This is a genomic window from Aeromonas sp. s5 (genome assembly GCF_040907865.1).
GTDB lineage: Bacteria > Pseudomonadota > Gammaproteobacteria > Enterobacterales > Aeromonadaceae > Aeromonas > Aeromonas dhakensis.
In genome coordinates this window covers 1-23,492 of sequence record NZ_JBFOCO010000007.1, presented here as the reverse complement: position 1 = coordinate 23,492, position 23,492 = coordinate 1, and the positions used below count along the sequence as shown (strand labels likewise).

Sequence of the window (23,492 nt, the reverse complement as noted above, 5' to 3'; positions counted from 1 at the left end):
GCCAGGCGGGCATAAAAAAACCGGCGCAGAGCGCCGGTAGAGGGGACAAATCGGAGGTTTTTTTAAAACGGTCCCAAAAACAGGAGAGATACACTCTCGTCACACATTCAGAAACAGAGGTCAGGCGCTCAACGCATAGCTCAGCATGGCTTGCAGCTTGCTGTCGAAGAACCAGGGCAGCAGCACCATCAACAGCCCGAGCAGACCCACCAGCCGCCGGCGATACTGCCAGCCGGCGATCACCACCAGGCCGCCGCAGAGCGTGGTCAGGATGCCTGACATAGGGCAGCCTCCCGCTGGACGCGGCGCTGCTGGGCCCATTGGTTGAGGGCGACCGAGCCCAAGATCAGGGCCAGTGCCACACCTGTGGTGGACTGGATCTGCTCGCCGAGGAACATGGCACCCAGCATGACGCCGAACAGCGGCACCAGGTAGTTGCTGAAGGAGGCGAAGGTCGGGCCCGCCTTCTGGATCAGCGCCATGTAGAGGAAGTAGACCAGACCGGTACAGAACACCCCCAGCACCGCGACGGCGCCGATGGCCTGCTGGCTCGGCAGGGTGAGCGCGCTCAGATCGGTGACGAACGGTGCGGCCAGCAGCAGCTGGATAGCCGAGGAGATCAGGATGTTGCGTGCCACGACCACCGGATGGTCCTTGGCGAAGCGCTTGATCATCAGCAGGCCGATGGCGAAGCAGCTAGCACCGAACAGGATGGCCATGGCGCCGAGCAGGCCGGCATTCATGCCGCTGGCCAGTTTCGGCCAGAACAGCACCAGTACGCCGACGAAGCCGATGACCACGGAGACGAGACCACCCTTGGTGATTTTTTCACCGGAAACCAACAAGGGTGCCATCAGGATGGTGACAAACGGGATACAACCCATTACCACGGCGGCGATGGCGCTATCCACATACTGTTGACCCCAGGCCACCATGATGAAGGGCAGGGTGGCATCCAGCAGGGCGATCAACATGTAGGTACGCCACGGGGTGTGCTCGCTCTTGAGACGCATGAACAGGCAGAGCAGACCCAGGGTCAGGCTGCCACACAAGGCGCGACCCGCTGCCACCATGATGGGGGGCAATTCGGTGACGGCCTGATGCATGAAAATGAACTGGGAGCCCCACAACAGGCCAATCGCCAGCAACAACAGATAGCTACGCATTTTAATCTCCGATGTAATTCGCCTGCGCATTCTATGCAATCTGCTACTATGCCAAAAATGAATTGTCGTCATCCAACCATGGCCAATATCGATGGAACTGCCCCTTTCCCGCCTCGACCTCAACCTGCTCACCGTGTTCGACATGCTGATGCAGGAGCGCAACGTCACCCGTGCCGCCGAGCGGCTGCACCTCTCCCAGTCCACCGTCAGTCATGCGCTGGGGCGGCTGCGAACGGCGCTTGACGACCCCCTGTTCGTGATGAGCCGGCGCGAGATGATGCCGACCGAGCGCGCCAAGGCGCTGGCCGGCCCGGTGCGCCAGGCGCTGGCCATGCTGGAGCAGGGGTTGCGGCAGGCCAAGGGGTTCGACCCCGCCAGTGCGCGGCGGATCTTTCGCATCGCCACCCCGGGTTCAGTGGAACACGGCCTGGTGCCGGCGCTGGTGGAGCGGTTACACCGGCATGCCCCGCACTGCCGGCTGGAGGTGTGCGAGCTGGCGGACAGCGACTACGAGCGGGAGCTGGAGAAGGGGGAGCTGGATCTGGTGATCGGTTTCGCCGATGCCAACCACCTCTCGCCCCGGCTGTGGCGCGAACCCTGGTTCAACAACCCGCTGGTCTGTCTGTCGCCCCTTGGCAGCGAGCTGCCGGACGTGCTGGGGCCGGACGATCTGGTCAGCCGGCCCCACATCCACACCTCCAGCTGGGGTCACAGCCAGGCCATGGTGGATCTCTGGCTGGCCCGCTTCGGGGTGGAGCGGGAATTGGGTGTCCGCCTGCCGAGCTTTATGGCGGTGCCGCCGCTGATGGCCACCGGCCGCTATCTGGTGGTGGTGCCCGAGATGATCGGGCGCCACTTCTGTCGTTACTACCCGCTGCGCCTGCACCAGCTGGACCCCGCCATCCCCATCGTCTATCTGATGGCGGGCCACCCGCTCACCGCCCATGACGAGGCGATCGGCTGGTTCAAGGGGCTGTTGCACCGGCTGGCGTTCGAGCGCTACGGGGCGGATGCGCTCGGCAGCCCGGCGCAGCGCGGGGCGGATCAGTTCAATCCGGCGAAGTAGTCGAGCCCCATCGCCCCCTTCACCTCGGCCAGCACCTCGTCGGTCAGGGCGCGCGCCTGCTCGGTGCCCTGCTGCAACAGGCGCAGCAGCTGGCGCTTGTCGGCGATGGCCGCCTCGCGCCGTTCCCGCATCGGGGCGAGCAGGGCCTGCAGGCAGTCGTTGAGCATCTGCTTGCAGCGCATGTCCCCCAGCCCGCCGCGCTGGTAGTGGGCCTTCATCTCGGCCACCAGCGCCTTGTCGGGGTGGAAGGCATCCAGATAGGCGAACACCGTATTGCCCTCCACCTGACCCGGATCGCTCACCTTGAGGTGGTTGGGGTCGGTATACATGGCGAACACCGCCTGCTTGATCTCGTCGCTCGACATGCCGAGCTCTATGGTGTTGCCGAGGGACTTGGACATCTTGGCTTTGCCGTCGATGCCGGGCAGGCGGCCGGTGTCGCTCAGAATGGGCTGGCACTCGGTCAGCACCTCCTTGCCAACCAGAGAGTTGAAGCGGCGCACTATCTCGTTGGTCTGCTCCAGCATCGGCAGCTGATCCTCGCCCACCGGCACGTGGGTGGCACGAAAGGCGGTGATGTCGGCGGCCTGGCTGACTGGATAGATCAGGAAGCCGGCCGGCAGGCTGCGCTCGAACCCTTTCTGCTGGATCTCCGCCTTGACGGTGGGGTTTCGCTCCAGCCGGGCGACGCTGACCAGGTTGAGGTAATAGGTCGTGAGCTCGGCGAGGGCGGGCAGGGCGCTCTGCAGGCAGAAGGTGGTCTTGGCCGGGTCGAGGCCGGCGGCCAGGTAGTCGGCCATCACCTCCAGCACGTGATCGGTCACCTTGGCCGGGTTGTGGCCGTTGTCGGTGAGCGCCTGCAGATCGGCGATCATCACGAACTGGCGGTAATGGTGCTGGGCGGCCACGCGCTGGCGCAGCGAGCCGACGTAGTGGCCGATGTGCAGTTTGCCGGTGGGGCGGTCGCCGGTCAGGATAACGGGGTTGTGCATGTCACTCTCTCCAGTTGGGTGAGCCGGGAGGCGACAAAGGGATGAAAACAATGACCGCCTCTCGGCGGTCACGGTGTTTTCTTTGGGAAATTTTACATAGAAAAGCAGTGCCGCCTGTTTAAGAGCAGCACCACCAGTAGTTGTGATTGAATGAGGTCATATTCATGGCAAATGAAACTACGTCTGTTTGATCACTTCTGCAAGGGGACGACCAGCAGATCGCAGGGCACGGTATTCATCAGCTGACGCGCGCTCGACGTGAGCAGGCTCCAGAAGCTCTGACGGTGGCCGCACACCAGCAGGTCTATCTGATAATCCCTGACCGCCTGGTTGACCCGCTCGCTCAAATCGCCGCAGATCACCAGCTTCTTCTCGATGGGGTAGTCCACCGACGCCAGGAAGGCTTCCAGCTTCTCTTTCGCCTCGGCGATCACCTGGTCCTGCACGTTGTCGATGTCGATATCGATCATCTCGGTGTAGAGATCCTTGAGGTCCACATCGACATGGATCACCGACAGCTTGGCGCCGTTGGAGCGGGCCCGGTCGACCGCCTTCTCGATCACCTTGCGGTTGTCTTCCGACAGGTCGATCGCGGCCAGTATGTGTTTGTAATAGGTTCCATTCATGGGAGTTCTCCTCACTGATCCTGAGTCCACTATACCAATGTCTGCTGAAACTAAAATGGTGTCCCCGGCACAGTTTTGGGATTTAAAAGAGTTTCCTATGGAGCTTGCTGTCGATGATGGGCAATAAACTGGCGATAAATCGAACAGGAGTTTGAAGCAGGTCACACCCGCCGGCTTGCCCGTAGCCGGTGACAGGCATAGGATGTGCCCGTGTTTCGCAATGAACACAAAACAACAAAAAGCATCTGAATACCGCTTTGGGGAGCCTCGTGCTCCCTTTTGTTTTTCTGCCCTCTTCCCGCCGATATTCCGCCCGACATCAAGGTAATCCCGCCCCGCTTGGTTATGCTGTAGCCAGTTCCCTTGGCAAACCGTGGCGCGCCGCTGCGTTCCACGGCCGTTCCTGCTGTCGTGTTCCTTTCCCGGAGACTCCTTGATGATCATTCATCCACAAATCCAGGGCTGCGTCGCCCGCAACTGTCACCCCATCGGCTGCCGCGCCGCCGTGCTGCAGCAGATCGCGCGGATCCGGGCGGCGGGCCCGTTCAACGGGCCGAAACGGGTGCTGGTGCTGGGCGCTTCGTCCGGCTTCGGGCTGGCGTCGCGCATCGCCCTGGCCTTCGGGGCCGGCGCCGACACCATTGGCGTGTCGTTCGAGCGCGGCCCCTCCGACAAGGGGCTGGGCAGCGCCGGCTGGTACAACAACATCTGGTTTCGCACGGAGGCGGAACAGGCTGGCCGCGTGGCCATCAACCTGATCGGTGACGCTTTCTCAGACCAGATGCGTCAGCAGGCCATCGACGTCATCCGCCAGCAGCTCGGACAGGTGGATCTGGTGATCTACTCGCTAGCGAGCGGCATCCGGGTGCTGCCGGACGGCACGCAAGTGCGCTCCGTGCTCAAGACCACCGGCCTGCCATTCAGCGGCTGGGGGCTGGATCTGGAACACGACACCCTGGTGCAGCAGTCGCTGGATCCGGCCACCCCGGAGGAGATCCGCGACACCGTCAGCGTGATGGGGGGCGAGGATTGGCAGCTCTGGTTGCAGGCGCTGCAGCAGGCGGATTGCTTGGCGCCCGGCGCCCAGACGGTGGCCTACTCCTATATCGGCCCCGAATCGACCTATCCCCTCTATCGGGACGGCACCATCGGCTATGCCAAGGAGCACCTGCACGCCACCGCCGAGACCATCAACCTGCAACTGGCGGAGATTGGCGGCCACGCCTGGGTGTCGGTCTGCAAGGCGCTGGTCACCAAGGCGAGCGCCTATATTCCGGTGCTGCCTGTCTATCTGGGTTTGCTGATGGGAGTGATGAAGGAGCGCGGGGTACACGAAGGCTGCATCGAGCAGATGCAGCGGCTGTTCGCCAGCAAGATGTACGGCCCGCAAGGGGTGGTGGCTGACGGCAACCGGCTGATCCGGATGGATGACCACGAGCTCGACCCGGCCGTGCAGGCCGCCGTCTCGGCGCTCTGGTCCAAGGTGACGCCGGACAACTTCCACGCGCTGGGGGATTTTGCCGGGCTGCGGCAGGACTTCATGCAGCTCAACGGCTTCGAGCTGGCGGGGGTGGACTATGGCGAGCCGGTGGATGTCGCCTCCCTCACCGAGCTGCAGCCCTGAGTCAGGGGAGGCTGCGGCTCAGGCCACGCTGCTGGCCAGTGCCTCCGGTTCTTCGGGGCTGCCAGGCTCCGCGGCCTGTATGGTCTGATTGCGGCCTTGGCGCTTGGCCTGATACATGGCCATGTCGGCCCGGTGGATGAGCTGGCCCAGCCCGTCATCGGCGGCCGAGCGGCCAGCCACCCCGATGCTGATGGTCATGCGCGGCTGTTCGATCTGGCCGATGCGTTGGCGCAGTTGCTCTGCCAGATACCAGCAATCCGCCGCCGGCAGCGGCACCGCTACCAGAAACTCCTCGCCACCCCAGCGCCCCACCAGCTGCAGGTCGGGTGCCCAGGATCTCAGCTCCCGCGCCAGCCGCTGAATAGCCCTGTCCCCCGCCTGATGGCCGTGACGGTCGTTGATCTGCTTGAAGTGATCGATGTCGATGATGATCAGGGTGAGCGGCCCCTCCTGCTGCCAGCGGCTGGCCAGCCGCTCCAGCAGGGCACGGCGATTGGGCAACTCGGTCAGCTGATCGAAGGTGGCCAGCTTGTAGAGGTGGCGTGAGCTGCGGTGCAGCCGATGGGTGGTGAGCCCGAGCAGCAGCAGGGCTCCGGCCAGCAGGCCGACCAGCATCAGCTGGTAGTGGCGGGCACTCTGCTGATGCAGCAGCTGCTGGCGCTTGTTCTCGTTCTCCTGCTGCAGCACCCGGTTGCTGGCCTCGCTGCGGGCCAGATCCATCTCGGCCTGGAAGGCGGCGGCATGCTGGCTCAGGGTCTGGTTGAAGTGCTGCTTGTAGTCGCTCACGTATTCGCTGAGTGCCTGGTAGGCCTCCGGGTAGCGCCCCTGGTCCGCCAGCAGACTGGCCTGCAGCGCCTTGCTGGCGGCCCCCGTACTCCCCTGGCTGGTCAGCACCTGCAGCGCCAGCTGTTTCTCGCCGCTACCCTGCAGCGCTCGGGCCCGGGTCTCCTGCAGGCGCATGCCGGCTTCCGGGTAGCCCAGCTGCCGATACAACGCCTGTGCCTCGTCCAGGGTACGCAGGGCGCCGGCCCAGTCGTGCTGGGCGTTGAGCGCCATGGCCTGATAGCCGAGGATGATGGCACGGTAATCCGGCGCCAGCACCGGGTTGCTGAGCAGGTTGTCCAGCAGCCGCCTGGCCTGGGCGGGGCGATCGGTATCGATATAGAGCCGCGCCATGTTGGCGCGGATGATGATCTGGCTGTTGGGCTCGCCCAGCTGCACCATGCGTTGCAGCGCCTCCAGATAGTAGCCTTCGGCTTCCCGCGCCAGGTTCAGATCGGCATAGAGGTTGCCGAGGGTCATCAGCAGGCGGGCACACTGCAGGCTGGCGATGGGGGAGTCCGGTACCGATTGTTTGAGGCGAAAGGCGGTCTTGAGTTCGGCGATGGCCGGGCTCAGTTGCTGGGTGCGGTAGAGCGCGAGCCCGTTCAGGGCGTGCCACTCCGAGGTCTGTTGCGGATGGCCGGCAACGGCGGGTCTGAGCTGCTCCAGCAGGGTGAGCGCCTGATCCGGCGCCTCGGTGTCCAGGGTGAGGGCGATCTGCTGCAAGCGGAAGTCGAGCAGGCGCAGGGTCTCCTGCTGGGCGCTGGCCAGCCCGCGGGCCCGGGCGTTGTCGAGCAGGGCTTGTGGATAGCGCCCCAGCGCGGCCTGGGCCAGGGACCTGGCGTAGAACAGTCCCATATCCTGCTGGTGACTGGCGTCGAGGCGCTGCAGATAGCCGACGGGATCGCGCGCCGCCTGCAATTCAGCCTCTTTCAGCAAGGAGGGAGCTGCCTGCAACTGGGTCATCCAGAGCAGTGCCAGTGCCATTATGAATCTCATTGAATCCTTTCCCCGACCACTGGCGCCATCATAATGGCTGAATCCGCTTACACCATGTTTCTTTGCTTCTCTATAACCGTATGGGGGATAGGATGAGGCGAAAAGCTGTCACAACTGGGATCTTCGGCTGCGCTATCTGGTTGCGTCGGGCAGCAACTGTGGCGACAATCGTGACCAAATCACAGTGGAGAATCATCATGTTGGCCAAAGCCATGATCGAGAAGTTGAACGAGCAGATTAATCTTGAATTCTATTCCTCCAACCTCTACCTGCAGATGAGCGCCTGGTGCGAGGACAAGGGCTTCGAGGGGGCGGCCACCTTCCTGCGCCAGCACGCCGTTGAGGAGCGTCAGCACATGGAGCGCCTGTTCACCTACGTGAGCGAGACCGGTGCCATGCCACTGCTGGGTGCCATCGATGCCCCTCCCCACGAGTTCAAGTCGCTGGGCGACATCTTCCGCACCACCCTCGAGCATGAATACCACATCACCAAGTGCATCAACGGCCTGGCTCACGTGGCGTTCACCACCCAGGACTACTCCACCTTCAACTTCCTGCAGTGGTACGTGGCCGAGCAGCATGAAGAGGAGAAGCTGTTCAAGAGCATCGTCGATCGTCTGAGCCTGGTGGGTGAAGACGGCAAAGGCCTCTACTTCATCGACAAGGAGCTGGCCGAGCTGGCCAAGGGCGCCCCGGCCAGCATCATGGATGGCAACGCCTGATAGTCGTGGACACTTAGTGTTCAGCCAGTACAATGACGGCCCCTCTTAACTGGGGCCGTTTTCTGTTGCAAATCTCCTGCAACCGCTGGGCTGGTGTCTGCCGGGTACAATGACGGTCTCTCGTTTGAACAGGGGCCGTTTTTCTTTGGATGAGTGAGTGATGATGAAGCAGTTTGATGTGGTGGTGATCGGCGCCGGGGCGGCCGGTTTGATGTGTGCGGCCCAGGCCGGTTATCGGGGCCGCTCCGTGCTGGTGCTCGACAATGCCAAGAAGCCGGGCCGCAAGATCCTCATCAGTGGCGGCGGCCGCTGCAACTTCACCAACCATCAGGCCGGCCCCCACGCCTTTCTCTCGGCCAACCCCCACTTCTGCAAGTCGGCGCTGGCGCGCTACACCCAGCAGGATTTCATCGAGCTGGTGGACCGGCACGGCCTGAACTATCACGAGAAGACCCTGGGCCAGCTCTTTTGTGACGAGAGCGCCAAGGAGATCGTCGACATCCTGCTGACCGAGTGCGACTGGGCGGGCGTGGCCCTGCAGTTCCAGACCGAGATCCTCACTGTCAGCAAGGGCGAAGAGGGCTTCGTGCTGACCACCAGTCAGGGTGAGATAACCTGCCACTCGCTGGTGGTGGCAACCGGCGGCCTCTCCATGCCGAAGCTCGGCGCTACCCCCTACGGCTTCAAGCTGGCGGAGCAGTTCGGCCTCAAGGTGCTGCCGACCCGTGCCGGGCTGGTGCCCTTCACCCTGCATCAGGCCGAGAAAGAGGCCTTCGCCGATCTGGCCGGGGTCAGCCTGCCGGTGGCGGTGACCGCCGAGGATGGCACCTGCTTCAAGGAGGCCATGCTGTTCACCCATCGTGGTCTCTCCGGCCCAGCCATCCTGCAGATCTCCTCCTTCTGGCTGGCGGGGGAGAAGATCCACATCAACCTGCTGCCGGAGCTCGACATCGTCGCCACCCTCAGGGAGTGGGCCCAGGCCCATCCGGCGCAGGAGCTGAAAACCGTGCTGGGGCGCGAGCTGCCCAAGCGCTTCGTCGACAAGCTGGTGGAGTTGGGCCAGCTGGTCAACAAGCCGATGCGCCAGTACAACGAGCGGGAGCTGGAGGCAGTGGCCACCCTGCTGGGGGATTGGCAGATCCTGCCGAACGGCACCGAGGGTTATCGCACCGCCGAAGTGACCCTGGGGGGGGTTGATACCAACGAGCTCTCCTCCAAGACCATGGAGGCGCGCAAGGTGGCCGGCCTCTACTTCATCGGCGAGGTGGTGGACGTGACCGGCTGGCTCGGTGGCTACAACTTCCAGTGGGCCTGGTCCTCCGGTTGGGTAGCCGGCCAGTACTGCTGATAGAGGCTGCTTCTGTATCGTCGATGAGCGCGATAGCGGCCTTCGCGATGGCAACTTCCAGTGGGGCTGTAGCCCCGGCGGCTGGGTAGCCGGGCAGTACTGCTGACCACCCCTTGCTCTCATCCACGTCAAACGCGGCCTCTCAGGCCGCGTTTTTTATGGGTTGCATTCCTCGCGGGGTGGCCCGCTATCCCTTTCTAAGGGTTGGCAAGAACACGGTCAGCAGGCCGATGAGCGGCAGATAGGCGCAGACCTGGTACACAGTCTCGATGCTGGTGGCATCGGCGAGCTGACCGAGCAGAGCCGCCCCTATGCCCCCCATGCCGAAGGCGATACCGAAGAACAGGCCTGAGATGGTGCCGACCTTGCCGGGGACCAGCTCCTGGGCGTAGACCAGGATGGCAGAGAAGGCAGAGGCCAGGATCAGGCCGATGATGACCGAGAGCACCGAGGTCCAGAACAGGTCGACATGGGGCAGCAGCAGGGTGAAGGGGGCGACGCCGAGGATGGAGATCCAGATCACCCGCTTGCGGCCGATGCGATCGCCAATTGGCCCGCCGAGCACGGTACCCGCCGCGACCGCAAACAGGAAGGCGAACAGATAGAGCTGGGCGCTGTCCAGCGACAGGCTGAACTTGTCCATCAGGTAGAAGGTGTAATAGCTGCTCAGGCTGGCCATGTAGAAGAATTTGGAGAACATCAGCAGGCCGAGGATGGCCAGCGACCAGCCGATCTGGCGGCGGCTCAGGCCGTGACCGAGGTGCGCCTTCATCCGTTTATGGAAGTTGGCGGCGTGGTGGCTGGACCAGCGCCCGACCAGGCTGAGCACGATGACGCCGACCAGGGCGAACAGCGAGAACCAGGCCGCGCTGCCCTGGCCCCGTGGCACTATGATCAGCGCGGCGAGCAGCGGGCCTATGGCCGACCCCAGATTGCCGCCGATCTGGAACAGCGACTGGGCCAGCCCGGGCTGACTGCCGGCTGCCATACGGGCGACCCGGGACGATTCCGGGTGGAACACCGACGAGCCGATACCGATCAGCATGGCCGACAACAGCACGGCGCCGAAGCTGGCCGCCTGCGACAACGACAGCAAGCCGATCATCGTAAAACCCATGCCGAACGGCAATGAATAGGGCATGGGCCGGCGGTCGGTGTAGAGGCCGATCAGCGGCTGCAACAGCGAACCCGTGAACTGGTAGGTGAGGGTGATGAGGCCGATCTGGGCGAACGACAGGTTGAGGCCGAGCTTGAGCAGCGGGTAGATGGCCAGCAGCACCGACTGCATCATGTCGTTCAGCAGGTGCGAGAAACTGATGGCGGCGATCACCGGATAGCTGGTGCGATTCAGGGCGTCGTGCGCGGCAGCAGCGGCGAGTGGTTGATCGGTACTGAGGCTCTTTTCCATGAGGGCGGGTTCTGTGAATCTGGATATGGCTTAACATGCCTGATCCCGATGCGTCTGGACACCACAAAGTGGTTAGTGCGGGGATGTGCAGTCCAGATATGAACGGATCATTGCTCGGTGCTTGTGCTCGGCGGGCGGAGGATTAGTATAGAAACCTCGTCGTCGCATTATGTGGGTCGCCACCCGCCATGGAGAGATCATGTTCGAGAGCCTGGGAGTCATCAATGTCTGGACCTATCTGGTGGGGCTCTTCTTCATCATCATAGCGCCGGGGCCCAACTCGATTTATGTGCTGCGCACCGGGGCGAGCCGCGGCGTCGGCCCGGGCTACCAGGCGGCCCTCGGGGTCTTCGTCGGCGATGCCATCCTGATCTTCTGCGCCTATCTGGGCATCGCCTCCCTCATTCGTACCACCCCCTTGCTGTTTACCCTGGTGCGCTACCTGGGGGCCATCTACCTGCTCTATCTCGGGGTGAAGATCCTGCACGCCAACTTTATCGCCAGGCGGGAAGGGCAGGCGTCCGTGGTCGAGCACGGCGAGCGCTACTTCTCCAAGGCGCTTACCTTAAGCCTCACCAACCCCAAGGCGATCCTGTTCTACGTCTCCTTCTTCGTGCAGTTCGTCGACTTCAACTATGCCCACACCTGGCTCTCCTACCTGGTGCTGGCGAGCATGCTGGAGGCCATGAGCTTCGTCTATCTGACCCTGCTGATCTTCGGCGGCACCCTGATGGCCCGCTTCTTTGCACGCAAGGTACGCCTCGCCAGACTCGGCAACGGCCTCATCGGCCTCTTCTTCATGGGCTTCGCCGCCCGGCTGGCCACGTTGTCATCCTGAACCCCGACAAGGGGAAGTCGCGGCCTTCCCTATCCGGTCGGCTGGGGTAAACTACTGCGCTTTATCATGAGGGGATCAGTCCCTCATGCTTGCCTTCCACGTGTCATGGCGAGAGATAATTCAGTTGTGTTCCCTGGTTGCAATCGGTCGGATGGTCTCATGCTCGAAAATCAGATGATGTTGTTGGCGGTGTTCGAACGGGCGGCGCTGATGCTGATGACCCTGTTCTTCCTGACCCGTACCCGGCCGTTCCAGCGGTTGTTCCAGAAGCGGGACCACACCCCGGCCGAACTGGTGCTGGTGGCCGCCATCTTCTGCCTGTTCGCGGTGTTCAGCACCTATACCGGCATTCCGGTGGAGGGGGCCCTCATCAACGTGCGGATCATCGCCATCATCTCGGGCGGCATCCTGTTCGGCCCCTGGGTCGGCATTCCGGCCGGGGTTATCTCCGGCCTGCACCGCTACCTCATCGACATGGATGGCCACACCTCGATCCCGTGTCTCATCGCCAGCATCATCGCCGGCCTGCTGGCGACCTGGCTGCACCTGCGCTGCCGCAAGTCGCGGCTCTGGCTGTACGGCATCTTGGCGGGGATGGCCTGCGAGGGGTTGACCATGCTGCTTATCTGGCAGCTGACCGAGCCCCATGCAGTGGGGGTGGAGATCGTCAGCCACATCGCCTATCCGATGATCGCCGGGGCGCTCTGCATCGGTCTCATCATCAAGCTGGTGCAGGACCTGGATGACGAGAAGGAGCTGATCGCCGCCAAGCAGGCCAAGCTGGCGCTGGACATCGCCAACAAGACGCTGCCGTTTTTCCAGAACATCGATCGTCACTCCCTGAGCCAGGTGTGCGGCATCATTCGCAGCGAGATCAGCGCCGATGCGGTGGCCATCACCGACACTCGCGACGTGCTGGCCTATGTGGGGGTGGGCAAGGATTACTACGAGCTGGACGAGCACCACGCCATCAGCGCCATGACCCAGCGGGCGGTGCTGCTGGATCAGATCATCATCAACAACGATCTGCGCCAGTACCACCTGGCCGATTTCCACTCGGTCATCATTATTCCGCTGCGGGAGAACGGCGCCGTCAGCGGCACCCTCAAGATCTACTACCGCCGCACCCACAGCATCACCAGTTCCCTCAAGGAGATGGCGGTGGGCCTCTCCCAGCTCATCTCCACCCAGATGGAGGTGTCGCGCATCGAGCAACTGAAAGAGATGACCCGCAAGGCGGAGTTCACCGCGCTGCAGAGCAAGATCAACCCGCACTTCCTGTTCAACGCCCTCAATGCCATCTCGTCGCTGATCCGCATTAGGCCCCAGCAGGCGCGCCAGCTCATCGCCAATCTGGCGGACTACCTGCGCTACAACCTCAACAAGGGGGACACCCTCATCGACATCCAGGAGGAGTTGCAGCAGGTGCGCGACTACGTGGCCATCGAGCAGGCCCGCTTCGGCGACAAGCTGGAGGTGGTGTTCGAGGTGGATGACGTGCACATTCAGGTGCCGAGCCTGCTGTTGCAGCCGCTGGTGGAAAACGCCATCCTGCACGGCATCCAGCCCCGCAGTGCGCCGGGCAGGGTCACCATCGAGGTGAAACAGCTGGCGGGCGGCATTCGGGTCGCGGTGCGCGATACCGGTTACGGCATCAGCCAGGAGGTGATCGACGGGGTCGCCGCCGGGCGGGTGGAGAGCCGCAGCATCGGCCTGATGAACGTGCATCAGCGGGTAAAGCTGCTCTATGGCGACGGCCTGCACCTCAAGCGGCTGGAGCCGGGTACCGAAGTGAGTTTCTATCTGCCGGATCAGGAGTCGATGCCATGCTGAAAGCCATCATAGTGGAAGACGAATACCTCGCCCGCGAGGAGCTCATCTATCTGGTGAATCAGCACAGCCAGATCGAGATAGTGGCGAGCTTCGAGGACGGGCTGGAGGCGTTCAAATACCTGCAGGATCACGAGGTGGACGTGGTGTTTCTGGATATCCAGATCCCCTCCATCGACGGCCTGCTGCTGGCCAAGAACCTGCACAAGTCCAGCCACCCGCCCCACATCGTCTTCGTCACCGCCTACAAGGAGTTTGCGGTGGAGGCGTTCGAGCTGGAGGCGTTCGACTACATCCTCAAACCCTACAACGAGCCGCGCCTCATCAGCCTGCTGCAAAAGCTCGAGCTGGCGGGCAAGTCGCAGGCGGGGCAGGGGAGCGAGCCGGGCACGCCGCACAATCGCACCGTCAACCTGGTGAAGGGGGAGCGCATCATCGTCACCCCCTGCGAGCAGATCTATTACGCGGAAGCCGACGAGAAGCTGACTCATGTCTACACCCGCGATGATCGCTACGTGATGACCATGACCCTCAGCGAGTTCGTCAGCCGGCTGCCCGCCGAGGGGTTCTTCCGTTGCCACCGCTCCTACTGCGTCAACATCAACAAGATCCGCGAGATAGTGCCCTGGTTCAACAGCACCTATCTCATCCGGCTCCATGACCTGCCGTTTGAGGTGCCGGTCAGCCGCAGCAACATCAAGGCGTTCCGTCAGCTGATGCGGCTCTGATTGTCATTCATTCCCGCCGATCTGCATTTCATGCCTTAATCGGTCGGCGGGAGTGGCGTCTTGCCTATAGTGGCCCCAGTTTCCTTAAGGCCATTGACCGAGACGCATCATGACCATCGATCTGAATCGCACCCGCTATCTCACCCTGTTGGGGACCATCATCACCCAGTTCGCGCTGGGATCCGTTTACACCTGGAGCCTGTTCAACGCCCAGCTCTCCGACAAGCTGGACGAGCCGGTCAGCCAGGTCGCCTTCGCCTTCGGCCTGCTCAGCCTCTCGCTGGCGGTGGCCTCCTCCCTGGCGGGCAAGCTGCAGGAGCGGTTCGGGGTGCGCAACGTCACCCTGGGTGCCGGCGTGCTGCTCGGCATCGGCTTCTTCCTCACCGCCCACGCCAGCAACCTGGCGATGCTCTACCTCTGCGCCGGCATCCTGGTCGGTTTTGCCGACGGTACCGGCTACCTGATGACCCTCTCCAACTGCGTGAAGTGGTTCCCGGAGCGCAAGGGACTGATCTCCGCCTGTTCCATCGGTGCTTATGGCCTCGGTAGCCTGGGCTTCAAGTACATCAACCTGCTGCTGCTCTCCAGCAACGGCCTGGAGACCACCTTCCAGCTGTGGGGGCTGATCGCCATGTCCATGGTGCTGGTGGGTGGCATGCTGATGAAGGATGCGCCCAAGCAGGCCGCCGCCGTGCAGCAGAGCGAGAGCCGCGACTTCACCCTGGCCGAGGCGATGCGCAAGCCGCAGTACTGGATGCTGGCGCTGATGTTCCTCACCGCCTGCATGAGCGGTCTCTACGTCATCGGCGTGGCCAAGGACATCGGCGAGAACATGGTGGGTCTGCCGGCCGTGGTCGCCGCCAACGCCGTCGCCATCATCGCCATGGCCAACCTGGGCGGCCGGCTGGTGCTGGGCATCCTCTCCGACAAGATGTCCCGTATCCGGGTCATCACCATCGCCCAGCTGATTACCCTGGCCGGCATGGCGCTGCTGCTGTTCGTGCCGCTCAACGCCAACCTGTTCTTCGTGGCGGTGGCCTGCGTGGCGTTCAGCTTCGGCGGCACCATCACCGTCTACCCCTCGCTGGTGAGTGACTTCTTCGGTCTCAACAACCTGACCAAGAACTACGGCGTCATCTATCTGGGCTTTGGTCTGGGCAGCATCATCGGCTCCATCGTGGCCTCCCTGTTCGGCGGCTTCATGGCGACCTTCAACCTGATCCTGGTGTTGCTGGTGGTGGCGCTGGTGCTCTCCCTCACCATCCGCCTGCCAGCGCCGGTATCGGTGGAGCAGGCCTGATCACCCGCCTGTCGCAGCAAGCAATGAAAAGACCCGGGCCTGGCCCGGGTTTTTTTTGTGTGCGGCTCAGGGGTCAGCGCGGTGGCAGCCCCAGCAGCTGGCGCACCCGCTGGCAGGTCTCTTCCACCGTCGGCCAGTCGGCGGCCGTGATGGTGACATGACCCATCTTGCGGCCGGGGCGGGGTTCCCCCTTGCCGTAGAGGTGCAGATGCACACCGGGCAGTGCCAGCAGGGCGGCCCAGTCTGGCGTGCCGTTTTGCCAGAGATCCCCCAGCAGGTTGAGCAACATGGCGGGGCGCACGGCGATCCGGGCGGGTAGCGGCAGATCGCACAGGGCGCGCACCTGCAGCTCGAACTGGCTGCACTCGGCGTTGTCGAGGCTGGGGTGGCCCGAGTTGTGGGGGCGGGGTGCCAGCTCGTTGACCAGCAGTTTCCCTGCCACCAGGAAGAACTCCACCGTCAGCACGCCGACGTAGTCGAGGGCGGCGATCAGCTGTTCGGCGATGTGTCTGGCGTCGGCCTCCAGCGCCGGCATGTTGGCCGGGGAGCGGGTTTGGTCCAGAATGCCGCCGCTGTGCCAGTTCTGCACCAGCGGCAGGGCACCGATGGCACCGCTCGGGCTGCGGGCCAGGGTCAGGGAAAACTCACCTTCCAGCGGCAGGCGCTTTTCCAGCACGCAGGGGACGCCGCTTGCGGCCAGCGCGGCCGGCAGCTGGTCGGCGGCCTGAATGGTCCACTGGCCTTTGCCGTCGTACCCCTCGCGGGCGGTCTTGAGGATGGCGGGGAAGAGGTGATCCGGCAGTTCGGGCAGCGGCTCACCCGGCTGCAGGGTCTGGTTGGGGGCGACCGGGATGCCGGCTCTGCTCAGGAAGGCCTTCTCTTCGCGGCGATCCTGACAGATGCGCACGGCGCCGGCGGCCGGGCGTACCGGCTGGTACTGCTCCAGCAGGGCCAGGGCGGTGGCCGGCACGTTCTCGAACTCGCAGGTGACGGCGGCGCAGCGGCTGGCCAGATCGTGCAGCGCCGCCGGGTCGTCATAGGCGGCGACAATATGGTGATCGGCAGCCGCACCGGCGATGCTGGCGGGATCGGGATCCAGCACCACCACCTTGTAGCCGAGGCGGTGGGCGGCCATCACGAAGTAGCGGCCGAGCTGGCCGCCCCCCAGCATACCGAGGGTGGCGGGTGGCAGTATCATGCCGGGTCCTCCAGGGTGAGGGCCAGCACCCGGTCGCGCTCGTTGGCGCGAAAACCGTCGAGCTGCTGCTGATAGCGGGGGGCATCGCCATCCTGGGCGACGGAGAGCAGGGAGACCGCGAACAGGCCGGCGTTGGCGGCGCCCGCCTCGCCGATGGCGAAGGTGGCGACCGGCACCCCCTTGGGCATCTGCACGATGGAGAGCAGGGAGTCCATCCCCTTGAGCTGGCGGGTCGGGATGGGCACACCCAGCACCGGAAGGGTGGTCTTGGCGGCCACCATACCCGGCAGGTGGGCGGCGCCGCCGGCCCCGGCGATGATGGCGCGCAGGCCACGCTCACGGGCGCTGGCGGCATATTCGAACAGCAGATCCGGGGTACGGTGGGCCGAGACCACGCGCGCCTCGTAAGGGACGCCATGCTCCTTGAGGATGCGGGCGGCGGCCTGCATCACGGGCCAGTCGGAGTCGGATCCCATTACCAGGCCGATCAGGGGAGGGGTATTCATGGCTATGACTCCTTGTAGTCAAACGTTTGTCTCTGGGTGGCAAAAAGAGCCGGCAAGCCGGCTCAGAATTTTTCGGGTCGCACGATTTCGACCGGTTGTAAAAAGGCGACCATGGCATAGTCGGGGTAGTAGCGACTCTGCAGGTGGGCGAGCAGGCGTTCCGCCTGTTCGCGGCTGCAGATCGCTTCCAGCCGGATGTTGCCGCTCTCGCTCCAGCTGGCGTTGCGCTCCCCGTGATCGCCGCGCCCTCTGGCATCTGTGATGGTGTAGCCGCGCAGCCCCTCGCGGGTGAGGGTGCGCAGCAGGGTGGGTTCCAGGTTCGCTTCCGTGATGACGGTGAGCAGGGTGCGGATCTCGGTCTGCATGTGGCTACTCCATGAAGTGGCGGGCCCAGCTGTGGTAGAGCGGGATCCCCAGCATGATGTTGAACGGGAAGGTGACCCCCAATACGGCGCTGAGCGACAGGCCCGGATTGGCCTGAGGGACGGCGATGCGCATGGTGGCCGGCACGGCGATATAGGAGGCGCTGGCTGCCAGGGTGGCCAGCAGGGTCAGGCCACCCTGGGAGAGCCCCATCAGTTGGCCGATCACCAGGCCCAGGCCCGCCGAGGCGAGCGGCATCAACAGGGCGAAGCCGAGCAGGAATAGGCCATGGCGGCGCAGGTCCTGGCACTGGCCGGCGACGATGAGGCCCATCTCCAGCAGGAACAACGCCAGCGCCCCCTTGAACAGGTCGACGAACAGGGGTTTGAGCGGGGCAATCCCGTCGGGACCGGCCAGATAGCCGATGGCCATGCCGCCCAGCAGCAGGGTGACCCCCTTGCCGAGGAAGGTTTCATGGGCCAGCCGGCGCCAGCGGGTTTGCCGACTTATCCCCTGGGCCAGCACGATGCCGACCAGGATGGCGGGGATCTCCATCACCGCCAGGAAGATGGAGAGCTGGGATTCGAAGCTGATGCCGCGCTCGGTGAGCCAGTTCACCCCGACCGCAAAGGTTGCCACGCTGACCGAGCCGTAGTGGGCGGCGGTGGCGGCGGCATCGACCCGGTTCATCTTGAGGCGCAGCACGGCGAACCCGGCCAGGGTCTGCAGCATGCCGAGCAGGATCACCAGCGCCAGTTGCGGTAATAAGGGTTGCAGGGATTGTTGCGCCAGGCCGACGCCGCCCTTGAGGCCGATGGCCAGCAACAGAAAGAGGGAGAGAGTATCGTAGAGCGCGGGCGGCAGCTTGAGCTCGGAGCGCACCAGACCGGCCAGCAGGCCAAACAGGAAAAAGAGTACAACAACATCCAGCATGGGAGTTCGCAGGAGGCAATTCACAGGGTGGTTGCATGCTAGAGTGCAAGATGTTTCGATAAAATCAGATTTTGATTGATGATTGTTCGGTAGAAACTGATAAGGGACCCGATGCTCAACTATAAACAGCTCTATTACTTCTGGCACGTGGCGCGCAGCGGGAGTGTGACGCGGGCCGCCGAACAGTTGCACCTCACGCCGCAGACCGTCAGTGGTCAGGTGGCCGAGCTGGAGCTCTCCCTCGGGGTGGCGCTGTTCAACCGGGTGGGGCGGCGGCTTGCCCTGACCGCTGCCGGTCGCCAGGCACTCGAACAGGCTGGCGCCATCTTCTCGCTCGGCGCCGATCTCGAGCATACCCTGCGCCACGCCAGCCAGGAGCTGACCATGCAGGTGGGGATCGCCGACTCAGTCCCCCGTACCCTGGCGTTCGAGCTGCTGGCGCCTGCCATGGCGCTGGCCACCCCGCTGCGCCTGGTGTGCCATGAAGAGCGGGCGGAACAGCTGTTCAGTGAGCTGGCCAGCCACAAGCTCGACATGGTGCTGATCGATCGCCCGCTTCCTCCCGACAGCGGGGTGCGCGGCTACAACCACGAGCTGGGACGCAGCCCTCTGGCGCTGTTTGCTAGCCCCGAGCTGGCTGCCCGGGCACGGCAGGGTTTTCCTGCTTCCCTCGAAGGCTTGCCCCTGTTGATCCCCGGAGAGAAGTCGGCGACCCATGACAGCCTGCTGGCCTGGTATCGTCAGCAGGGCATTCATCCTCATCTGGTCGGCCAGTTCGATGATTCGACTCTGATGAAGTCGTTCGGCAAGGCGGGGATGGGGATCTTCCCGGCGCCGCTGGCCATGGCCGAGGAGATAGCGCGGCTCTATGGTGTCGAACGGATTGCAACCCTGACCGAAGTGACGCTTTCCTACTATCTGGTGTCGGCCGGTCGTCATCTCTCCCATCCCGGTGTGCAGGCGGTAATGGCAGGGGCGAAGCAGCGATTGGCGGCATTGGGTGGCAAGAAATAGAAATCTGGATGGCTATACATCCACCTCTGCTCTGCCTATAATCCCTGCGCTTTGGCGCATCATGCTTAATAGGGAATCCGGTGAAAATCCGGAGCTGGCGCGCAGCGGTAAGGGGGAACGAAGCGACATCAGGGCACTGCCATCGGGTGGGAAGCCGTCGCCGTAGGCCATCAGCCCCCCAGCCCGAAGACCTGCCAAAGTTCGTATTTCGGGCCGAGAGAAACCGGCCACGAAGTAGATGCTTACGCGAACTTAAGGATCTCTCATGTCCAAGAAATTATTGGCGGCTGCCCTGTTGCCAACGGCGGCCTTTGCCCAGCCACTGACCATCCCCGTCAACCCCACCATGGTGGTGACCGCCACCCGTGTCGCCCAACCTGCCTCCAGCGTGCTGGCTCCCGTCAACGTGGTGACCCGTGACGAGATCGACCGTCTGCAAGCCCAGACCGTGACCGATGTGGTCAAGACCCTGCCCGGCGTGGAAGTGGTGAGCAATGGCGGCCGTGGCCAACTGAGCTCGCTGCGGGTGCGTGGCGGCACCTCTTCCCAGACCCTGGTGCTGGTGGACGGGGTGCGTAGCGCCTCCCTGACCGCCGGGATGACGGAGCTCAACAACCTGCCGCTCAATCAGGTGGAGCGCATCGAATATATCCGCGGCGCGCGTGCCACTATCTATGGTTCGGATGCCATCGGCGGGGTGATCAACATCATCACCCGTCCCGATCCCGCGACCAACAAGCACAAATTCAATGTCGGTGCCGGCTCCCACAAACAGCGCCAGGCCGCCTTCAGCAGCGCCAGCCAGATCGGTGAAGCTGGCCAGCTCAAGGTTGCCGGGGGCTTCGATGACGAGACCGGCTACAACGTCCACCCCATCGCAGGGGTGAACGATGGCGACAAGCACGGTCACCGGGGCTATAACGCCATGCTGGACTATCAGCATGCGCTGACCGGCAACTGGGATCTGTTCGGCACGACCCGCTGGTTCCGCAACATTGCCCAGTACGACCGATCGTCCGCCGCTTCTGCCTGGGGCCCGGCCTACCATCAGCGCAACGAAACCTGGACCGAGAACCAGAGCTACCAGCTGGGGGCCCGTTATCATGACGAGCGTTACCTGAGCGAACTGCGCGGTGCCTTCTCCAAACAGGATGCCTACGACTACCCGGACAGCAGCGGCCGCGATCAGGCCACTGACCGGCTCTATACCCGTCAGTACACCCTGAACTGGGTCAACAACGTCAAGCTGGACGAGAACTGGACCCTGGGTGGCGGCGCCGACTGGCAGCGCGACATGCTGGATGCCAGTTCCCGCTCCTCCGGCACCGCCTTTCCGAGCGATGCCGACGAGCGCGACAACACCGGGCTCTATGCTCTGGCCCAGTTTGACAACCAGACGTGGCAGGCCGAGCTAAGCGGTCGCAGTGACGATAACAAGCAGTTTGGTCGTCACAACACCTGGCAGACCGGGGCTGGTTGGCGCTTCGCGGAGGATTATCGCCTCAGTGCCCGTTACGGCACCGGCTTCCGCGCCCCCTCCTTTAATGACCTCTACTACCCGAGCTCAGGCAACCCTGACCTGAAGCCGGAAGAGTCGAAGAGCCGCGAGCTGATGCTCGATGGCCAGACTGCCGGCGTCGAGTGGCGTGTGACCGGTTATCGCAACGACTTCGAGCAGATGATCCAGTGGGCGCCCACTAATCCGAGTGATCCCAACAGTTTCTGGAGCCCTCAGAACGTTGGCAAGGCGCGGATCGAAGGTATCGAGCTGGAAGGGGAATTTGACACCGGCTGGCTGAGCCACCGGGTCTCTGCCGAGTACAAGGATCCCAAGGACAAGGTGACCGACAAACAGCTGCAGCTGATCTCCCGCAAGGGGGCCAAGTGGGTGACCCAGGCACAGTGGCAGCAGTTCGATGGCTCCCTGAGCTGGATCTATCAGGGCGAGCGCTATGGCGATGCGGCCAACACGACCCAGCTGGGTGGCTACAGTGTCTGGAACCTGGCAGTGGGTTATCAGGTCGCTCCTTCCTGGAAGGTCTCCGGCAAGATCAACAACCTGTTGGACAAGGAGTACCAGACTGCGGTGGGTTACCCGGCCGACGAGCGTGCCTATTACGTGACGGTCGACTACTCACTCTGATCCCGACCGTGATTGTATAAATGAGGGGCCCCGCCATTGGTGGGGCCTTTTCTATTGGCGGTTGGCGGGAGTATGATCGCCGCCTTGCACCAAAGGGGAGCTCAAGTGGCCAATATTCTCGTGTTCGACTCCGGTATGGGTGGGCTGACCATCTACCGCGAGATCCGCCGCGCATTGCCGGCACACAACTATCTCTATTGCTTCGACAACGCCAACTTCCCCTATGGTGAGCTGAGCGAGCCTGCCCTGATTGCAGCCTGCACCCGACTGGTCACTACCATGGTGGCTCGTCATCATATCGATCTGGTGGTGATCGCCTGCAACACCGCCAGCACCATAGCGCTGCCTGCCCTGCGCGAGGCTCTGGCTATTCCCGTGGTAGGGGTGGTGCCTGCCATCAAGCCCGCGGCCGCGCTCACCCGCAACGGTTGCATCGGTCTGCTGGCGACACCGGGTACCGTCAGCCGTGAATATACCCACGAACTCATCGCCCAGTTTGCGCCGGGCAAGCGGGTGCTGCTCAAGGGGGCGACCGAGCTGGTCATCGAGGCCGAACGCAAGCTGGCGGGTCTGCCGGTCAATATGGCGCTGTTGCGGGAAGTGCTGGCGGACTGGCTGGAAGGGGAAGAACACCCGGATACCCTGGTGTTGGGTTGTACCCATTTCCCGTTGCTGGATGAAGAGATACGGCAGCTGATGCCTGCGTGCCAACTGGTGGATTCCGGCAGTGCGGTTGCCAAACGGGTGGCTCACCTGTTGACTGGTTTGGTCACGACACCGACGCGGATGGAAGATGTCGGGGGGAAGGCCTACTGTACCCGGCTGGATGCCCAGACCCAGAAACTGACAACCCCCTTGCAAGCTTGGGGGTTGTCATCACTCGAAGAGGTCAGGTTCTAACAAACGATCGGTTGCCGATCAGGCGTCAACCTCGTTGCCTTCTCGTTCATCTTTATCCCGCTTGTCATTGGCTTCGCGCACCTTGAGAGTGCGCTGCTGATACTCCTTGTCGTTGAGCGCGGCGATCGCCTTGGCGGCGTCCGCAGCAGGCATCTCTACGAAACCAAATCCCCGGCGCTTGCCGGTGGCCTTGTCCTTCATCAGACGAACAGAGATAACCTGGCCCTGTTCGGCAAACAGTTCACGCACGGCTATCTCATTGGCACGGTATGGCAGGTTGCCTACATATAAGGTGCAGGTCTCCTGATTGGAGGCCTGTTCAGTGGCGCCGGCGGGCGCACGGTTGTTGAGGAACAGCGGTACCACGAAACCGCCGATGGCCAGACCCACAGCAAAAATCACTTCGGCTTTCAAAGAAAATTGCAGTGCCTGGGCAACCAGATAACCAACCAGTGCCAACACCAGGGCAAGGATGGCTGCCTGCACATAAACGGGAAACTTGGATAAATTCATCTTTAAAGACCTTTTGTAAATGAAAGCAAAAAAGGTGCAACACTCTATTCACCTCCATGGTAACCAGCTTTCCAGCCGGGCGCTACCATGGACCATTCGGGACACATTATCCGTTCCAGTATGGCATCCCTTGCGGGAGGAAGACCCACTTAAATGATGATAAAAGGGGTCTGAAATCATTGGGTTGTGGATAACATTGTATATATACACTGAGTAAGCTGTTTCTAATTGGATAATTTGAGATTTCCGTGACTTTCTTCAAAAAAAGCCTTGTCATCGCGACGCGCCTCCCTATAATGCGCCCTCACCAGCACGGCAGAACACGCCAACCTGATGAGCTCGCTTCCTCGTGAAGCCAGCGCCGAAAGAAAAGCGAAAACAAGCGCTTGACTTTCGAAGTGAGGAAGGTATTATACGCCACCTCAGCGCGACAAGCGCCACGCTCTTTAACAA

General features: G+C 62.9%; 22 protein-coding genes and 1 riboswitch. Of the genes, 11 read left to right on the top strand and 11 right to left on the bottom strand.

The genetic code is table 11. The features are described from left to right. Positions 1-120: 120 nt before the first annotated feature. Together AB5Y94_RS05495 and AB5Y94_RS05490 are read right to left on the bottom strand one after the other, a co-directional pair. Positions 121-282 carry a hypothetical protein gene (locus tag AB5Y94_RS05495; RefSeq protein WP_017780345.1) on the bottom strand — a complete coding sequence of 54 codons (162 nt, stop codon included), beginning with the start codon at positions 280-282 and terminating at the stop codon, positions 121-123. Then, positions 267-1,166, bottom strand: a complete 900-nt coding sequence (locus AB5Y94_RS05490; protein ID WP_368205152.1) for a DMT family transporter — start codon at positions 1,164-1,166, stop codon at positions 267-269. Before AB5Y94_RS05490 ends, AB5Y94_RS05495 begins: the two co-directional genes overlap by 16 nt. 91 nt (positions 1,167-1,257) lie before the next feature. Here AB5Y94_RS05490 and AB5Y94_RS05485 point away from each other — a divergent pair, with 91 nt between their 5' ends. Further along, a complete protein-coding gene (locus tag AB5Y94_RS05485) occupies positions 1,258-2,232 on the top strand; it encodes a LysR family transcriptional regulator (protein ID WP_017785115.1) in 975 nt (324 codons plus the stop codon). Here the strand turns inward: AB5Y94_RS05485 and trpS are convergent. Continuing rightward, positions 2,211-3,224, bottom strand: a complete 1,014-nt coding sequence (trpS, locus tag AB5Y94_RS05480) for a tryptophan--tRNA ligase (protein WP_368205151.1) — start codon at positions 3,222-3,224, stop codon at positions 2,211-2,213. The genes AB5Y94_RS05485 and trpS overlap by 22 nt on opposite strands. A 191-nt stretch (positions 3,225-3,415) precedes the next feature. Continuing rightward, on the bottom strand, positions 3,416-3,850 hold the full coding sequence (locus tag AB5Y94_RS05475; protein WP_010635648.1) for a universal stress protein: 435 nt from the start codon (positions 3,848-3,850) through the stop codon (positions 3,416-3,418). Positions 3,851-4,286: 436 nt separating this feature from the next. On the opposite strand from AB5Y94_RS05475, the gene fabV reads away from it, so the two are divergent. Beyond that, positions 4,287-5,474 carry an enoyl-ACP reductase FabV gene (gene fabV, locus AB5Y94_RS05470; protein ID WP_010635649.1) on the top strand — a complete coding sequence of 396 codons (1,188 nt, stop codon included), beginning with the start codon at positions 4,287-4,289 and terminating at the stop codon, positions 5,472-5,474. An 18-nt stretch (positions 5,475-5,492) separates the two neighbouring features. Here the strand turns inward: fabV and AB5Y94_RS05465 are convergent, their stop codons facing one another. Further along, a complete protein-coding gene (locus tag AB5Y94_RS05465; protein ID WP_010635650.1) occupies positions 5,493-7,283 on the bottom strand; it encodes a GGDEF domain-containing protein in 1,791 nt (596 codons plus the stop codon). Between the two features lie 209 nt (positions 7,284-7,492). Here AB5Y94_RS05465 and ftnA point away from each other — a divergent pair, with 209 nt between their 5' ends. Next, on the top strand, positions 7,493-8,017 hold the full coding sequence (gene ftnA / locus AB5Y94_RS05460; RefSeq protein WP_005307011.1) for a non-heme ferritin: 525 nt from the start codon (positions 7,493-7,495) through the stop codon (positions 8,015-8,017). 163 nt (positions 8,018-8,180) lie between these two features. Further along, positions 8,181-9,365, top strand: coding sequence for an NAD(P)/FAD-dependent oxidoreductase (locus AB5Y94_RS05455; RefSeq protein ID WP_368205150.1), 1,185 nt, complete (start codon positions 8,181-8,183; stop codon positions 9,363-9,365). A gap of 187 nt (positions 9,366-9,552) precedes the next feature. Here the strand turns inward: AB5Y94_RS05455 and AB5Y94_RS05450 are convergent, their stop codons facing one another. Then, positions 9,553-10,773 (bottom strand): MFS transporter, encoded by a 1,221-nt coding sequence (locus AB5Y94_RS05450; RefSeq protein WP_042051586.1) that lies wholly within the window; start codon positions 10,771-10,773, stop codon positions 9,553-9,555. Between the two features lie 199 nt (positions 10,774-10,972). On the opposite strand from AB5Y94_RS05450, the gene leuE reads away from it, so the two are divergent. The 4 genes from leuE (at position 10,973) to AB5Y94_RS05430 (ending at position 15,469) form a co-directional block, all read left to right on the top strand. Further along, entirely contained in the window at positions 10,973-11,611 is a 639-nt protein-coding gene (leuE, locus tag AB5Y94_RS05445) for a leucine efflux protein LeuE (RefSeq protein WP_025202475.1), read from the top strand. Between the two features lie 159 nt (positions 11,612-11,770). After that, on the top strand, positions 11,771-13,444 hold the full coding sequence (locus AB5Y94_RS05440) for a sensor histidine kinase (protein ID WP_005306998.1): 1,674 nt from the start codon (positions 11,771-11,773) through the stop codon (positions 13,442-13,444). Next, positions 13,438-14,169 (top strand): LytR/AlgR family response regulator transcription factor, encoded by a 732-nt coding sequence (locus tag AB5Y94_RS05435; protein ID WP_368205149.1) that lies wholly within the window; start codon positions 13,438-13,440, stop codon positions 14,167-14,169. The genes AB5Y94_RS05440 and AB5Y94_RS05435 overlap by 7 nt, the downstream gene beginning before the upstream one ends. Before the next feature lie 109 nt (positions 14,170-14,278). Next, complete coding sequence (locus tag AB5Y94_RS05430) at positions 14,279-15,469, top strand: MFS transporter (RefSeq protein ID WP_017787871.1); 1,191 nt, start codon at positions 14,279-14,281, stop codon at positions 15,467-15,469. Between the two features lie 73 nt (positions 15,470-15,542). On the opposite strand, the gene AB5Y94_RS05425 is transcribed toward AB5Y94_RS05430, so the two are convergent. From AB5Y94_RS05425 to AB5Y94_RS05410, 4 genes are all read right to left on the bottom strand, one after another. Beyond that, positions 15,543-16,667, bottom strand: a complete 1,125-nt coding sequence (locus tag AB5Y94_RS05425) for a 5-(carboxyamino)imidazole ribonucleotide synthase (protein ID WP_368205148.1) — start codon at positions 16,665-16,667, stop codon at positions 15,543-15,545. After that, positions 16,664-17,173 carry a 5-(carboxyamino)imidazole ribonucleotide mutase gene (gene purE, locus AB5Y94_RS05420; protein ID WP_005306988.1) on the bottom strand — a complete coding sequence of 170 codons (510 nt, stop codon included), beginning with the start codon at positions 17,171-17,173 and terminating at the stop codon, positions 16,664-16,666. Before purE ends, AB5Y94_RS05425 begins: the two co-directional genes overlap by 4 nt. A gap of 62 nt (positions 17,174-17,235) precedes the next feature. After that, positions 17,236-17,538: a hypothetical protein gene (locus AB5Y94_RS05415; protein WP_005306985.1), complete on the bottom strand. Its 303-nt coding sequence runs from the start codon at positions 17,536-17,538 to the stop codon at positions 17,236-17,238. Positions 17,539-17,542: 4 nt separating this feature from the next. After that, positions 17,543-18,469 carry a sodium-dependent bicarbonate transport family permease gene (locus tag AB5Y94_RS05410; RefSeq protein ID WP_368205147.1) on the bottom strand — a complete coding sequence of 309 codons (927 nt, stop codon included), beginning with the start codon at positions 18,467-18,469 and terminating at the stop codon, positions 17,543-17,545. Positions 18,470-18,580: 111 nt separating this feature from the next. On the opposite strand from AB5Y94_RS05410, the gene AB5Y94_RS05405 reads away from it, so the two are divergent. From AB5Y94_RS05405 to murI, 3 genes are all read left to right on the top strand, one after another. Next, on the top strand, positions 18,581-19,483 hold the full coding sequence (locus AB5Y94_RS05405) for a LysR family transcriptional regulator (protein ID WP_010635666.1): 903 nt from the start codon (positions 18,581-18,583) through the stop codon (positions 19,481-19,483). Between the two features lie 35 nt (positions 19,484-19,518). Then, positions 19,519-19,697: riboswitch (cobalamin riboswitch) on the top strand. A 51-nt stretch (positions 19,698-19,748) separates the two neighbouring features. Next, positions 19,749-21,626 carry a TonB-dependent receptor gene (locus AB5Y94_RS05400; protein WP_267996283.1) on the top strand — a complete coding sequence of 626 codons (1,878 nt, stop codon included), beginning with the start codon at positions 19,749-19,751 and terminating at the stop codon, positions 21,624-21,626. Between the two features lie 105 nt (positions 21,627-21,731). Next, positions 21,732-22,526, top strand: a complete 795-nt coding sequence (murI, locus tag AB5Y94_RS05395; protein ID WP_267996282.1) for a glutamate racemase — start codon at positions 21,732-21,734, stop codon at positions 22,524-22,526. 18 nt (positions 22,527-22,544) lie between these two features. Here murI and AB5Y94_RS05390 read toward each other — a convergent pair whose 3' ends face one another. After that, positions 22,545-23,039 carry an RNA-binding protein gene (locus tag AB5Y94_RS05390; RefSeq protein ID WP_005306971.1) on the bottom strand — a complete coding sequence of 165 codons (495 nt, stop codon included), beginning with the start codon at positions 23,037-23,039 and terminating at the stop codon, positions 22,545-22,547. Between the last annotated feature and the right edge of the window lie 453 nt (positions 23,040-23,492).

What these genes read in the sequence shown, in the direction of transcription:
- AB5Y94_RS05495 (WP_017780345.1), bottom strand. Translation starts at nt 282, where the DNA reads ATGTCAGGCATCCTGACCACGCTCTGCGGCGGCCTGGTGGTGATCGCC.
- AB5Y94_RS05490 (WP_368205152.1), bottom strand. Translation starts at nt 1,166, where the DNA reads ATGCGTAGCTATCTGTTGTTGCTGGCGATTGGCCTGTTGTGGGGCTCC.
- AB5Y94_RS05485 (WP_017785115.1), top strand. Translation starts at nt 1,258, where the DNA reads ATGGAACTGCCCCTTTCCCGCCTCGACCTCAACCTGCTCACCGTGTTC.
- trpS (WP_368205151.1), bottom strand. Translation starts at nt 3,224, where the DNA reads ATGCACAACCCCGTTATCCTGACCGGCGACCGCCCCACCGGCAAACTG.
- AB5Y94_RS05475 (WP_010635648.1), bottom strand. Translation starts at nt 3,850, where the DNA reads ATGAATGGAACCTATTACAAACACATACTGGCCGCGATCGACCTGTCG.
- fabV (WP_010635649.1), top strand. Translation starts at nt 4,287, where the DNA reads ATGATCATTCATCCACAAATCCAGGGCTGCGTCGCCCGCAACTGTCAC.
- AB5Y94_RS05465 (WP_010635650.1), bottom strand. Translation starts at nt 7,283, where the DNA reads ATGGCACTGGCACTGCTCTGGATGACCCAGTTGCAGGCAGCTCCCTCC.
- ftnA (WP_005307011.1), top strand. Translation starts at nt 7,493, where the DNA reads ATGTTGGCCAAAGCCATGATCGAGAAGTTGAACGAGCAGATTAATCTT.
- AB5Y94_RS05455 (WP_368205150.1), top strand. Translation starts at nt 8,181, where the DNA reads ATGAAGCAGTTTGATGTGGTGGTGATCGGCGCCGGGGCGGCCGGTTTG.
- AB5Y94_RS05450 (WP_042051586.1), bottom strand. Translation starts at nt 10,773, where the DNA reads ATGGAAAAGAGCCTCAGTACCGATCAACCACTCGCCGCTGCTGCCGCG.
- leuE (WP_025202475.1), top strand. Translation starts at nt 10,973, where the DNA reads ATGTTCGAGAGCCTGGGAGTCATCAATGTCTGGACCTATCTGGTGGGG.
- AB5Y94_RS05440 (WP_005306998.1), top strand. Translation starts at nt 11,771, where the DNA reads ATGCTCGAAAATCAGATGATGTTGTTGGCGGTGTTCGAACGGGCGGCG.
- AB5Y94_RS05435 (WP_368205149.1), top strand. Translation starts at nt 13,438, where the DNA reads ATGCTGAAAGCCATCATAGTGGAAGACGAATACCTCGCCCGCGAGGAG.
- AB5Y94_RS05430 (WP_017787871.1), top strand. Translation starts at nt 14,279, where the DNA reads ATGACCATCGATCTGAATCGCACCCGCTATCTCACCCTGTTGGGGACC.
- AB5Y94_RS05425 (WP_368205148.1), bottom strand. Translation starts at nt 16,667, where the DNA reads ATGATACTGCCACCCGCCACCCTCGGTATGCTGGGGGGCGGCCAGCTC.
- purE (WP_005306988.1), bottom strand. Translation starts at nt 17,173, where the DNA reads ATGAATACCCCTCCCCTGATCGGCCTGGTAATGGGATCCGACTCCGAC.
- AB5Y94_RS05415 (WP_005306985.1), bottom strand. Translation starts at nt 17,538, where the DNA reads ATGCAGACCGAGATCCGCACCCTGCTCACCGTCATCACGGAAGCGAAC.
- AB5Y94_RS05410 (WP_368205147.1), bottom strand. Translation starts at nt 18,469, where the DNA reads ATGCTGGATGTTGTTGTACTCTTTTTCCTGTTTGGCCTGCTGGCCGGT.
- AB5Y94_RS05405 (WP_010635666.1), top strand. Translation starts at nt 18,581, where the DNA reads ATGCTCAACTATAAACAGCTCTATTACTTCTGGCACGTGGCGCGCAGC.
- AB5Y94_RS05400 (WP_267996283.1), top strand. Translation starts at nt 19,749, where the DNA reads ATGTCCAAGAAATTATTGGCGGCTGCCCTGTTGCCAACGGCGGCCTTT.
- AB5Y94_RS05390 (WP_005306971.1), bottom strand. Translation starts at nt 23,039, where the DNA reads ATGAATTTATCCAAGTTTCCCGTTTATGTGCAGGCAGCCATCCTTGCC.